This is a genomic window from Carboxylicivirga sp. M1479, from assembly GCF_007097485.1.
Lineage (GTDB): Bacteria > Bacteroidota > Bacteroidia > Bacteroidales > Marinilabiliaceae > Carboxylicivirga.
Map to the genome: position 1 here is coordinate 23636 of NZ_VKDE01000025.1, position 13431 is coordinate 37066.

Here is a 13431-nt window from a genome sequence, read left to right on the forward strand (position 1 = left end):
CTTTCACGAAGGAAGAAGCGCAGACATTTTACAAAACTAAGACCATAAACTTTGGTCTCTGACCTTGAATATGATGAAAACATTTGAAGAGTTGCATGCATTACATAGCTGGGAAGAAACCACAGCATCAATTTATAATAAAACAGCTGCTGATGTTGAACAAGCCCTAATTGCAAGCAATCCTGGATTAGAAGATTTTAAAGCACTAATTTCGCCAGCAGCCGAAGCCTACCTGGAACAAATGGCTGTTAAAAGTAGAGCGATAACGCAGCGTCGGTTTGGTAAAACCATACAGATGTATATTCCGTTGTATTTATCTAATGCCTGCGCCAATGCCTGCGCATACTGCGGTTTCAGTCATGATAACGACATTAAACGCATCACTTTGAGTAAAGAACAGGTACTTGAAGAAATAGCTGTGATAAAAGATATGGGTTTTCAGCATTTACTATTGGTAACTGGAGAGCACCCAAAAGATTGTGGATATGATTACCTAAAAGAAATGGTGGAGTTGGTAAAGCCACATTTCCCATCGCTTTCAATTGAAGTACAGCCTATGAAGCAAGAGGAATATGAAGGCTTGATTGACACAGGGCTTCATACTGTTTATGTCTACCAGGAAACCTATCATAAAGACAATTACACAAGCTATCATCCTAGAGGTAAAAAGTCTGACTTTTCATACCGACTTGCCACACCCGAAAGGTTAGGGAAAGCACATATTCACAAAATTGGTATTGGCTGTTTACTAGGTTTAGAAGATTGGCGAACGGATTCATTTTTTACAGCTCTGCACCTCAACTATCTCGAGAAGAATTTCTGGAGAACAAAGTACAGTATTTCCTTTCCGCGTTTACGCCCTCATGTTGGCTCATTTCAACCAAATGTTGATGTGAACGATAAGCAATTGGCCCAATTAATAATGGCCTACCGAATTTTCAATCCAGATGTGGACCTATCACTTTCTACACGTGAAAGTAAGAAGTTTAGAAATAACATGTTACAACTAGGCGTAACAGCTATGAGTGCAGGTTCTAAAACTGAGCCAGGTGGATACGCTGTTTATAACAAAGCTCTGGAACAATTCTCAGTCAACGATGATCGCAGTCCCGCAGATATGTGTCAAATGATTAAAGAGGGCGGTTACGAGCCCGTTTGGAAAGATTGGGACGCTTGCATGCAATAATAAGTTCATTAATTTTGGGTAAACATCAAGCAGCATGGGCATAAAAAACGAAGACATAAAAGTATCGTTGATAATTTCGACTTATAACCGACCACAAGCTTTATATCATGTGCTTGAATCGGTTAAAAAGCAAATTGTACTTCCCCATGAAGTTATTGTAGCAGACGACGGTTCATCAGAAGAAACCAGCCTAATTATCAAGGATGCTTCTAAAGCTTTTCCTGTACCCCTTAAACATTCGTGGCAAGAAGACTTAGGCTTTCGTCAGGCATCTAGCAAAAACAAAGCAGCGGCAAAAGCAACAGGCAACTACTTGTTGTTCTTGGACGGTGATCTGGTGCTACACCCTTTCTATATTGCTGATAACATCAACTCTGCCAAACCCAGATATTTTGTTGTAAACTCACGAGTAATGCTTGACGAAACCATTACTAAGCAGATATTTAAACAAAATGAATTTAGGGTATCTATCACAGAACTTCTCAAGCAAAAGAATTTTAAAAATGGCTTACACTTACCATTCTTAGGAAGCTTAATACCCACTAAACAAACCATAAAACCATGCCGAGGAGGTTTAATGGCCATCTGGAAAGATGATTATTATGCCGTTAATGGTATGAATGAAGAATTTGTAGGTTGGGGACATGAGGACACTGATCTGTTTATTCGCCTCTTCCATTATGGTTTAAAACGATTAAACAATAAATTTAGAGCACTCTCCTATCACCTTTATCACCCGACTGAAAACACCGACAATTCAGAAAACAATAAACAAATAGCGGAACAGGCTAAAAGAACAACAGATTATTTCTGTAAAAATGGGATCGACAAATACTTGAACAAGTAACAAGCAAAGCATAACTTGCAGAAGTATTTCATTTGCAAATCATTAATTCATGACTTGCATCAATTAAGATAAAAAGGTCTTGTTTTTCTTTGATAATTGTATTGGGGCAACTACATTTGCGCCCGATTCCAATGGGGTGCCCAAACAGGGCTGAGATTATACCCTTTGAACCTGGTCGGGTAATGCCGACAAGGGAACAGAGCTATCTCCTATATTTTCCTCATTGCGGTATTTGTAATAACTTAAACTGCATAATAAAAATGAAGAAGTTTTATTCTTTAGTGCTCACTGCCATGATAGCAGTAGGAGCTTTCGCACAAACAACGATTAATGGTGTTGTTACTGATGACAGTGGTGAAGCACTGGTTGGTGTAAATGTGATCATAAAAAACACATACAACGGTACGATTACCAATGCTGATGGTTCATACAGCATTACCAGTAAAGAAGAAACACCAACATTGGTATTTTCGTATGTTGGCTACAAAACCAACGAAGCCAAAGCGGAAAACTCATCCTTAGACATGAAGCTGCAAACAGTAGCTGTTCTTACCGATGAAGTAATCGTATCAGCCATTAAAGCTGGTAATAAAGCTCCAATAGCTTATACCAACATTACCAAAGCTGAATTACAGGAAAGACCTGCGGCTGATGACATTCCATACATGCTAAGTCTAACGCCATCGGCTGTTGCCACCTCTGAAACTGGTATTGGAGTTGGATACACCGCCTTACGAATTAGAGGTACAGACCCAACACGAATTAATGTTACTGTGAATGGTATTCCACTTAATGATCCTGAAAGCCAAGGTGTATTTTGGGTAAACATGCCCGACTTTACCTCATCGGTTGATGAAGTGCAACTACAACGCGGTGTAGGAACCAGCACAAATGGTGCAGCGGCCTTTGGTGCCAGCATCAATTTCCAAACTACATCAATCAACGATCAAGCCTCAGCGCGAGTTGAAAGCACTGTTGGTTCGTTTAACACATTTGTGAATTCAGTCAATGCCAGCACTGGTCTTTTGAATGATAAGTTTGCATTTGATGTGCGCTACTCAAAGCTTAATTCCGACGGTTATATCGATTATGCTTTTTCTGATCATCAATCTTTATACGTGAGTGGAAGTATGCTGACTAAAAACGGTTTACTAAAGGCCAACATTATCCATGGCGATCAACGTACGGGCATAAGTTGGTGGGGAGTTCCTCAGGAAAAATTGTTTAAACCAGAATGGGAGGGTGATGATTGGAAGCCTGAACGTACCTACAACCCTGCTGGTGAATACACTGATGAATTTGGTGAAACACAGTATTACGAAGGTCAGACAGACAACTACAAGCAAACCCATTATCAGTTGTTTTATTCCCATGCCGTTAACAAACAATTAAATGTAAATGGAGCAGTTCATTACACCAAAGGTGAAGGATATTACGAACAGTACAAAGAAGATGAAGAATTTGTTGAATATGGATTCGATCCTATTATGATTGGTGATGAGACGATAAATGAAACAGACCTCATCCGTCAAAAGTGGTTAGACAATGATTTCTATGGTTTCACTGCATCAGCCAACTACAACGGCGGCAACGTATCAAGCTCGTTTGGCATTGGTTGGAATCGTTACGAAGGCGATCACTTTGGTGAGATTATCTGGTCGCGCTATGCAGGTACAAGCGAGAAAGGCTACCAGTGGTATGACAACGTGGGTGAGAAAAGTGATTACAACGCTTTTGCTAAGCTAAATTATCGACCTAGCACTTCTTTTAACACTTTTATCGACCTACAGCTTCGACAAATTAAATACACAATGAGCGGAACTGATGATGACTTAGCTCCTCTTGTTCAGTCGCATAATTTCTCTTTCTTCAATCCTAAATTGGGTGTATCGTACGATATTGATAAAAAACAGCAAGCTTACCTTTCGGTAGGTGTATCAAACCGCGAGCCCACCCGTACCAATTTTAAAGATGCAAAAGGTGATGCCGCCAATTACCCGAAAGCAGAGCAATTGATTGACTTTGAGGCTGGCTATAACTACCGCTCTAGTAACTTATCGGCAAGCGTTAATTTCTTCTACATGTTGTACAACGATCAACTGGTGCCTACTGGTGAGAAAAACAATGTTGGTGCTGATATCATGACCAATGTAGAAGACAGTTACCGATCAGGTGTTGAGTTAGTATGGGGTGCCAGGTTAACAAAAGGATTTAATTGGGATGGTAACCTATCCTTAAGTGCCAATAAAATTAATAACTATACCGAATATGCTGACTTATATGGAGCCGACTGGAGTTACATCGGCCAGAAAGAAACTTATTTAGGAACATCTGATATTGCCTACTCGCCAAACGTAATCGGTAGCAGTATCCTGAGCTATGCTTTTAACTCTAACTTTAAATTGAGTGTCATCTCTAAATATGTGGGTGAGCAATTTTTCGATAACACATCGAGCCAAGATCGTATGATGGATGCTTACTTTGTTAATAACGTAAAAGTGGACATCAACCTGTTCCCTCAGTTTGCCAAACGCATTGGTTTACAGCTAATGGTTAACAATGTGTTTGATGTTGAATATGAAAACAATGCCTATGGCGGCAACTATTACCAACGCGATGCCGACGGTATTGATACAGAATACACATGGGCTTATTATTATCCACAGGCAGGTACACACTTTATGACTAAGCTAGTGATGGAGTTTTAAAACCAGTAGACGATTAGATATAACTGGCCCGCATCCTATTTTTGGTGCGGGCTTTTTTATGGCAGCTTTTAACGGCGTCATCTTTATGTACAAGTGGCCAATAAAGATGACATACTTAGATAAATCCTTAACTTCTACTCCACATCTATAAGAGAAATAACATTAGAGTATTCGCTGTTACAATATAGTAAGTAACTCGCCTTTAGGTTAGCAATAACATCCGTTAAGCGTTGTTTTGTTAATGTTGGAAACTCTCTTTTACCCGCTTCCAGTAATGCATCAAAAGTGATTACTTGTTGGCCAGCCGTTTTTAATACAAATGCATATTCAGGCTCTCCAAATACTACATTCTCAATTTCGGTATCATTACAGTATTCGGTGTAGTAAAAAATGCCTCCATGTTGCTGCACTCGGTAACTGAACCGATTATTCTTATAATAGTCTTCCACCTGTATTAATTTATCCCACTCGCGAGTATTGGCCGCCACATCACGCTGATATCGGAATAAATGGAAGCGTTTATCTCCATTGGGGAAACTATCGGGTAAAAGGTATGATAGTTCATCAGTATTATAATGAGCTAACTCGGTTTCGGGCATTAGCTTGTAGTATTTCGACATGGATGATAACACCAGAGTGACATAGTTATGCGAGAAATCAACCACCTTGTCGTTATAAAAGAAACGCAGGTAATGCAAATTATCGATACACTCCTGCACATCTTCTTCCGTTTCTCCGGGCACATGTTTAATCACATTCACAAACGGATAAATACCATGCTTAAGTGAGTACTTAATAAATAGCACATTATCAGAAAAGGTATTGCTCTTGTTCATCTTCTTTAATAGGCCATCGGATAATCCATCGTAACCAATAAACAGATTTTTAAAACCAGCAATGGCCATTTTCTCCATCAGACGATGACTGTAATGTGCATTGGGAATAATCTCGGCCCAAAAGGAGAAGTCCTCCTCCGTGCGATACTTCAGATCGATGAGTAGATCCAGCAAGCGCTCGAAATGTTTCAGACTTCCAAAGGTATCACTATCAACAAAAGTAAATGTAGTAAGCTGGTACTGTTTGTTGATGGCCGCTATCTCGTCCACAACACACTCGGGTGTTCGTGCACGTAACTTATAACCCTTATTAAAGTCGCAAAAATTGCAACGATGCCAATGGCAAGAACGTATGGAGTTAATTGGTATGCTTATCTGATCACGATCCTCATGCTCGGGAAAGGTATTAAGGTAATCAGTAAAATCGGGGTAGATGTAAATATCAAAATCTAGGTATTCACTTTGCTGACTAGCTGACTGCACCAAGTGATCATCCTCACGATAAATTAAACGAGGCACCTGTGAGTAATCAGGATTGGTCTGTATCTGTTTCGATAATTCTAAAAGAGGATACTCCCCCTCTCCCCAGGTAACAAAATCAAAATCGGCACAAAGATTCATGGCTTCACGAGCAACATCATCGCTACCAAAACCACCCACAATAATTTTCACATGCGGAGCTCGTTTCTTTACCTCACTAGCCAATAACATGCCTGGCAACCATTGGTTGAACTTTGCTGTAATACCAAATAAACCAATCTCGTTCCAATCAATCAAATCCAGTTCTTGCTGCATTACATCCGTAATTTTCGCTTTTGTTTCATCTAGAAAATCGTGGTAATAATGTGGATCTGTACTTTTATAATTGGGATGGATGGATTGCAATAAAGACAGGATCCGTTGATTACCTTTCTCATTACCGTGCCTATCATTCAACATTGATAAAAAGGGCAACAAGCGTTTCTCTGTATCTTCGCTATCGGTGTAATCCGCCATTAACGATAGCTTGAAATTCCAATACTTCACACTTGTTTCAACTCCATTATCGCGCATAAACCTACTAAGAATAGAAAGCGAAATGGAGGGACTGTATATATCAGCTGGTGGTAAACAGTTAAGAAGTATCTTCATATGTCTAAAAATTGTATTCATTGGCCATATGGAACTCTAAAGTAAAATTGAAATTTCAATTTGTATGGCCTCATTATAACAACAAGACAACAAAGGTAGATAAATAAGAGTCAAAGGCCGAAGATGAAAACCTTTTTAGAGTATTAAATGTGATAGGCAGTGCGCTTTGACAACTCCCAAGCTAGCTAGCAGTATTTGCAGATCAAAGCTCTTTCTTCTTTGCATGGCGGATGGAGATAAGCATACTCACGATTAATAAAATCATCGATAGAATTCCCCAATAACTTCCTGCATTTTTTGACCAGCTTAAATCTGTATAATCAATAAAAACAAAATGCCCAGCTATGATAACAAAAGCACTAATGATAAGACCAATTCTAAATTTATTCATATTATATCAGGTTTTTAATATATAACATGTCAATTCGGTACAATTAAACATCTCTAAATATAGACTGTAGTTAAATCACCATCCACAAGTTACACTAACTTTTCCTTTTTTTATTTCATAAAAACAAAAAAAGCCAAACTTGCTATAAAAACAATTGACACCTCTTTCACCACAAAGCAATGACAAACTACACACAAGCAAGTTAAGAGACTTTCAAAACAAGGCTATCAACAACAAAGATTATTTTTGATGACGCTTCAAGTATTGTGAAGTATGGAGGTGCTTAATCCAAAATTTTCTCCATTATAACATATTCTATTACTCCTTTAACAAATTTCTTATCGGTCAATTGCATACCAAACCTAGCATAGTATTCACATTTTTCAATTCGGGCATTACACCATAGCCTATCAAGTTGATGTTGCTTAACAATTGTCAAAACCTCTTGTAATAAACGCGTACCATAGCCCTTTCCCTGGTATTCTTTCAGTGTTGCGAACTTTCTAAATTGGGCTTCCTTTCCTACTATAAATAAGGAAATAACCGACACCATTGTATTGTTAAGAAACAATCCAAAATGCTTTCCCGTTTGATCGTTAGCCACCCTAACATAATCAATTGTTTGATGGGGCCACATAACCTGATGACGTATACTTAAGGTCTCTTCTGATGTAATTTCAATAACTTGAGGCTCCATTGGTAGATACTTTTGTAATTTATTTTTAGCTTTGCCATAGATGTTTGCCCTATTTTCGCTCAAGAATTTTAACAATACGACCATACACCACCTCTGACAGGTTCCAATTATACCCTTCAAAATTAGTCACATTCGTAAATTGTACAAGCACCGCATCCATCTCTTTGTGGTATTTGGCGATACTCTGATAACCTGGCACTAAGCCAGTATGCTCGTAAACATAAATAGACGAATAAATAGCCTGCTCACCAGCTTTAAATACAGTACCATCGTTTAAGGCCCGTAGAAAAACACCAACATCTTGAGCAGTGGCCAACATGCCCTGTTCTGTAGTTTTTAAATCGTCATCGTAGCCAACGTAATAGCCACTCATCACCTTGTTAGTATCTACCTCACTTAGTGATCCAAAAGTATTGTTCAGTCCAAGGGGCATTAAAATTTCCTCTTTTATATATTGATGACTGCTATACCCCACCGTTTTCTTAATAAGCTCGCGTAACAAAAGGTAATTGGTGTTGGAGTAGGCATACCCCTTACCGGGTTTAAAGGTAGCAGGCAAATCAAAAATTAACTCGAGTGTTTCTTGTGCTGTTGTGGGTGGTGCAATCCAAAAATTTTCCTGGTCGGTATAATTAGGTATGCCACTGCGGTGTTGCACCATCATCCTTAAGGTAATTTCATTCGCATAAGCAATTCGTCCATCCAGCTCAGGAAAATAATCAAGCAATGTCTGGTCAAGATCCAATTGTTGATTATGAACGAGCTTGGTAATGGCAACAGCCACATATAGTTTACTAATACTGGCTATTTTGAATAATGCATCGGGATTGGCAGGAATCTTCTCTTCACTATTGTGGTAACCTGCAGTATAAAATGCAGGCGTTTCATCCGCCTTATCAACGTAAACAATTACCCCCTCAAAACCATAGTTTAATGCCTCTTCAACCTGCTCTTGAATTGTATCGGGTACAGGAAGTATCCATGCCCACACAATTATCCATGGAACAGTAAATAAGGAGCCAATGGTTCCAATAAGCAATGCTAAACGGATGATATTGCGTGTGCGATTATTTGTCATAAATTTATTCTAAGTTGTTTTTATTCATAGTAATAAACTGCTAATTAAGCTTATTGTTTATAAGGAGTTAACCGTTTACTCATCAAGATGCGCCTTTAGTGCATTCAATTTCAAAGCCACATTGATGCTTTTACAGCATTATACGAGCGCATTATGAGACACAAATGGTATCACAACTACTAATCTGACCCAGTTGGGTCAGACACCTTAACCCAATTGGGTTGCACTGCACGACCCAATTGGGTCGCGACCTACCTATCGGTAACAATAAAGCCTGTCGACAGATAGGTTTGTAATACCCTTACTCATCAAGGTGCGACTTTAGCACATTCCATTTCTAACGCCACATTGATGCTTTTACGACATTATATCAGCGCATTATGAAATACAAATGGTATTATTGTCGCTAAAGATAGAATTACCAAGTCTGCTGAACAGCTGTTGAGTCATTAATTAGGTATCCGTTATAGTTCCTTTACCATCTCAAACTGCTTACCAGACATAGTAATACCTTGCGCTTTTAAAAACTGAGTGATGGCCTCGCATTCCAAGTTTGTGTTTATAATCTTAATGGACGGATGCTTACCTTGGCTTATTGCATGCTTTAACAAACAAGTTGCCACGCCTTTGCGACGATGAGCTTTATCAACAGCCAGCTGCGTTACATCTCCACTCGTTGGTTCAAACACCATCAATCCCACAAGCTGCTTGTTTTCAAATGCACCCCATAATTGAAACGAGTTTATGCTCCGCCCAATGGATTCGAAACCATTTTGCCATGATGGCTCAAAGTCGAAAAAGTGTTTAGCTGACTGACATTCAGATAACGAAATCACCTTGATGTCACAAACGGCAGATGATCCTTCTTCATTAGCTTTGATATGCTCCAAATCTTGAACAAAATATGCAAACTCACGAACCACCTCAAAGCCAAGTTTACTATATACCGAAATAGCTTTTGTGTTATGCTGTAGTGCCTCTAGCAAATAACATTTAACCCCTGCCCTTTTTAAATAGGGTAAGGAATACTCAAAAACCTGAGAAGCCAAACCTCTGCCCCTGAATGCTTCAATGGTTCCTGTACCTGTATCATAGGCCGTTTTTACATTTTTGTGGCAACCAATACCATTTAAGGTAAAAGCCACCAACTGATTGTTATCAAAAGCTCCAAAGGACAATTCTGCCACAAAGCCCCGACGTTGCAACATATTTTGAAGTTCATACTTTTCTAACTGAATCTCGTAATCGGAAAAAGCCAGCTTAAAGGCCTCGTAGATAGTGTCGAAATCAACATCTAATAGCGATTTAATAGTAATCATTGTGAGGTATTATTTGACTCTTTAAGTTCTTCTATTATATTGTTGAGTTGTAATTTCTCCAGACCATCTATACTCAAAAATAAAATGGCTGCCTCAAAGGTTGAAACAGTTTGTGGGCGCATTCGATATTCTTCCACTTCCTTTGAAAAAAGTATGGTATTTACCACCTCACCAGGTTTACTGGTCAGGTAAACGACTTTTCGCTCATCTTGAAATACTTTTTGACTTTTATAGAAAGCAACAATCTTCTGCAGACCATTTTTATCCATCTGCACATTGGCATGCCGAAGATCCAGTATCATGTTATCAGTACTTCTAAAATCAGCTTCTTTTGATAATTTAGTTTTATTGGCAATAATATCGTGAATGCCAATATCACCTTCGTAATATTCTACTACAAGGTTGTGTTCACGAACAATTTTATACGTCATGTACATAAGGGAACAGTCAAAAAATAATTAAAGTACTTTGGAAGATAGATATAATGTGTAAATACATGAGTCGCTCCAGCACCGGGAACCACTACAATTACGTAATAACATTACCAGCCTCCCATTTAAGGCTTTAATTGTTAAGCCTTAGCACTATTATTAAATTCCTTTACCCACTCAAGTGCCTTATCTTTATCGGATTCTTTCACAAACACATCAGCTCCTGCAATGGCATGATGTGGCGCTATTGTACCAATCAACTGGTTACTCATACTGGCCTCTATACCGTTATCGTTCAAAATCTGGCATACCATTTCAACCTCCATGGGTGAGCCATTAAATACGCTTACTAGTTTAGTATTATCGTCTGTCATAGTCTCTTGTTTTTGAGTTGTATAAGATAGGAAAAATTTAGAACTCAGCCCGTACGAAAAATGAGCGATGTCAATAAGGGTTAATTAGCCTTAAATAGTATTTAGTGCCACATATTTGGCATGAATATTTCATTGTTCTTGCGCATAGTACATAAGTCGCAGCTTAGTGCTTCAATTAATTTTTAGAAACCATAAAAAAAACGATATGAAAAACTTAGCTATCATTACCATTGCGCTGCTAGCCACTGTTTACACTAATGCCACAGAAAAAATTAAGGTGTATTCCAACCCGTACGGTGAGGCTCCCGTGGTATCCATACTAGATGGTCGCAACTCCTACGATCAGTTAATTGTAAAAGATGTGGCATCAAATAAAGTAATTAGTGAAACCGATATCTCAGGGATATCAAGTTATCAAGAACGTTTAGACCTTCCAAGCATGGGTATTAACACCTATACTGTTGAGTTACGTGGAGAGGATAAGGTACTATCTGAAACGATAACAGTTATGAATAATAAAGTGATACACGATGAAATAATGATAGATGAAAATGGTTTTGACAATATGAAATTCTTTGTTGTTGAAAACGGATCATCGTTAATTATGAGCCATCATACTGATGGAGCCAAGGAAATGAATTTGGTAATTGTTGATCGAGAGAAGCAAAAAAAAGTAGAGTCTACTTATTTGGGCAACACGACCGTTACATCCTATAAAACGGATATCTCTAACTTAAAAAAAGAAACTAGCTACCGTGCAACTTTATACTCGGGATCAACAGCCTACCATTTTGATTTTGTGAGATAACTACACGGAACAATCAATAAAAACATGCAAGACTCGATTACTAATCGGGTCTTTTTTTTGTCACCCACATTAAAATTAAACTTTTTTGCAAGGGCATAAAAAAGCCACCCTAATTAATGAGAGTGGCTCTTTCCATTTTTTATATGGTAATTAATTACCTTTGGCTGTTAGCTGTTTGGCCATAGCTGCACCAATTAAGCTTTCCAGAGGTGTTCCTCCTTTTGAGTCTCCACCCATAATCATGGTTTCTGGAAATTTAATTTTCGCAATTTCAGCTGCAACTTTTACATCACGGTCAAGCTCCATTGCTAGCTTTACCTCAGGCGTGATACCAGCGGTCACTTTTTTAGCAATTTCATAAGCTTCAGCATCGGCTGTCACCTTCACTTTCATTGCAATCAATCGCTCGGTTTCTAAGGCAATCGCAGCCAGTTTTTTATTGGTCTCTTCTTGCTTAAGCTTTGTCTCAATCGCAATCAGTGCTTTTACCTGCTCCTTTTCCTGGTTCACACGCTCTTCCGCCTTGTCACGCTCTCCTTGAGCCACAATACGCTGCTGCTCAGCTTTGGCTGTTTCAATCATTTGCTGCTCCAACTGTCGTTTGGCCGATTCATCGCGCTGCGCCTCCAGACGCTGCTTAAAAGTAGCTTCCAAATCAATCTTATCCACAATTACCTGAGATACAATAATATTGTTTTCAGATAACTCATGCGGTATACGCTTAGGAAGACCATTATACATTATTTTCTCGACGATATAACTTGTTTGAATTTCCTTAATAGAACGTCGAGCCGTAGTCATATCAATGGCATCATAAATGGTGTCTTTTACCTCAATTTTATTTACAGCGTAAGTCCCTTCTTTCAATTGCTCTTCAAAAGTTTGACGGAATGACTGTGCTTCTCCTGAAATATAGTTTTGTGCAGCAAACATATATCCAGTATTTATCAGCTGCTCACGAACAGTAGGAATAATGGTATTGTTTACCAGGTTACTCATCGTACGGTATTTAACTGCCAACTTTATAAACGAAGGGCTATCCTCAGGCAACTGAAAACGCAAAGACACATGACCTTTAGCGGTTACCTGATCAATGAAACGTACGGGTACAGGCTGCATTACTCCCTCCAGTTCGTCAATGTCAGATTCTGTCTCATTACTTACAACTTTTACGTCGATGTATTTTTGCCATTTATCAATTTTAGCAAAACCACGCCATTTAATCCCCTGCTCCATAACGGCACTCATATTACCAGTTGGCGATACAAGCAAATAATTAAAACCTCTATCGGCAAAGAAGAATAATGAATTGATAAGCATAAGAATAACACCGACCACTATAAGTATATTACCATGTAAACCTTTAATACCTTTTAAAAGTGCAGGTAGTTTTGATGCTTGTTTTTCTAGTCGTGATATTATAATGGCGGTTACACCAGCAAGCAATACTAGAAATCCTAAAAATGTTGTCATGTAAGAAATAATTAAGTTTGAAATGTTAAGTTATTTTGTCTCCTTAAACATATCATTATCTCCTCATAATACAATAAGCACAACAAAACTATTTTACAAAAGGTATGATTAATTACACTAACAGCCTTTTAACACTCCTCCTATCGTATTTC

The 13431-nt window shown here is 38.5% G+C and carries 12 protein-coding genes and 1 riboswitch; of the genes, 4 read left to right on the plus strand and 8 right to left on the minus strand.

The genetic code is table 11. The features are described 5' to 3' along the window. The first annotated feature begins 73 nt into the window (after positions 1 to 73). From thiH to FNN09_RS15070, 3 genes are all read left to right on the plus strand, one after another. The gene (gene thiH / locus FNN09_RS15060) at positions 74 to 1186 is read left to right on the plus strand and encodes a 2-iminoacetate synthase ThiH (RefSeq protein ID WP_143303237.1); all 1113 of its coding nucleotides are present in this window, start codon (positions 74 to 76) and stop codon (positions 1184 to 1186) included. Positions 1187 to 1220: 34 nt separating this feature from the next. Further along, complete coding sequence (locus tag FNN09_RS15065; protein ID WP_143303200.1) at positions 1221 to 2033, plus strand: glycosyltransferase family 2 protein; 813 nt, start codon at positions 1221 to 1223, stop codon at positions 2031 to 2033. A gap of 122 nt (positions 2034 to 2155) precedes the next feature. After that, positions 2156 to 2246: riboswitch (TPP riboswitch) on the plus strand. A 47-nt stretch (positions 2247 to 2293) separates the two neighbouring features. Then, a complete protein-coding gene (locus tag FNN09_RS15070) occupies positions 2294 to 4741 on the plus strand; it encodes a TonB-dependent receptor (RefSeq protein WP_143303201.1) in 2448 nt (815 codons plus the stop codon). A 134-nt stretch (positions 4742 to 4875) separates the two neighbouring features. On the opposite strand, the gene FNN09_RS15075 is transcribed toward FNN09_RS15070, so the two are convergent. From FNN09_RS15075 to FNN09_RS15105, 7 genes are all read right to left on the minus strand, one after another. Beyond that, positions 4876 to 6708 (minus strand): radical SAM protein, encoded by a 1833-nt coding sequence (locus tag FNN09_RS15075; RefSeq protein WP_185969030.1) that lies wholly within the window; start codon positions 6706 to 6708, stop codon positions 4876 to 4878. Between the two features lie 202 nt (positions 6709 to 6910). Continuing rightward, entirely contained in the window at positions 6911 to 7099 is a 189-nt protein-coding gene (locus tag FNN09_RS15080) for a hypothetical protein (protein WP_143303203.1), read from the minus strand. Between the two features lie 283 nt (positions 7100 to 7382). Further along, positions 7383 to 7796, minus strand: a complete 414-nt coding sequence (locus FNN09_RS15085) for a GNAT family N-acetyltransferase (protein ID WP_221932513.1) — start codon at positions 7794 to 7796, stop codon at positions 7383 to 7385. Between the two features lie 49 nt (positions 7797 to 7845). Further along, complete coding sequence (locus FNN09_RS15090; RefSeq protein WP_143303204.1) at positions 7846 to 8874, minus strand: serine hydrolase; 1029 nt, start codon at positions 8872 to 8874, stop codon at positions 7846 to 7848. Positions 8875 to 9338: 464 nt separating this feature from the next. Beyond that, positions 9339 to 10193 carry a GNAT family N-acetyltransferase gene (locus FNN09_RS15095; RefSeq protein ID WP_255434139.1) on the minus strand — a complete coding sequence of 285 codons (855 nt, stop codon included), beginning with the start codon at positions 10191 to 10193 and terminating at the stop codon, positions 9339 to 9341. Beyond that, the gene (locus FNN09_RS15100; RefSeq protein ID WP_143303205.1) at positions 10190 to 10630 is read right to left on the minus strand and encodes a hypothetical protein; all 441 of its coding nucleotides are present in this window, start codon (positions 10628 to 10630) and stop codon (positions 10190 to 10192) included. The genes FNN09_RS15095 and FNN09_RS15100 overlap by 4 nt, the downstream gene beginning before the upstream one ends. Before the next feature lie 134 nt (positions 10631 to 10764). Beyond that, positions 10765 to 10998 carry a putative signal transducing protein gene (locus FNN09_RS15105; RefSeq protein WP_143303206.1) on the minus strand — a complete coding sequence of 78 codons (234 nt, stop codon included), beginning with the start codon at positions 10996 to 10998 and terminating at the stop codon, positions 10765 to 10767. 205 nt (positions 10999 to 11203) lie between these two features. On the opposite strand from FNN09_RS15105, the gene FNN09_RS15110 reads away from it, so the two are divergent. Next, a complete protein-coding gene (locus FNN09_RS15110; RefSeq protein WP_143303207.1) occupies positions 11204 to 11806 on the plus strand; it encodes a hypothetical protein in 603 nt (200 codons plus the stop codon). A gap of 150 nt (positions 11807 to 11956) precedes the next feature. Here the strand turns inward: FNN09_RS15110 and FNN09_RS15115 are convergent, their stop codons facing one another. Next, a complete protein-coding gene (locus tag FNN09_RS15115; protein ID WP_143303208.1) occupies positions 11957 to 13279 on the minus strand; it encodes an SPFH domain-containing protein in 1323 nt (440 codons plus the stop codon). Positions 13280 to 13431: the final 152 nt, after the last annotated feature.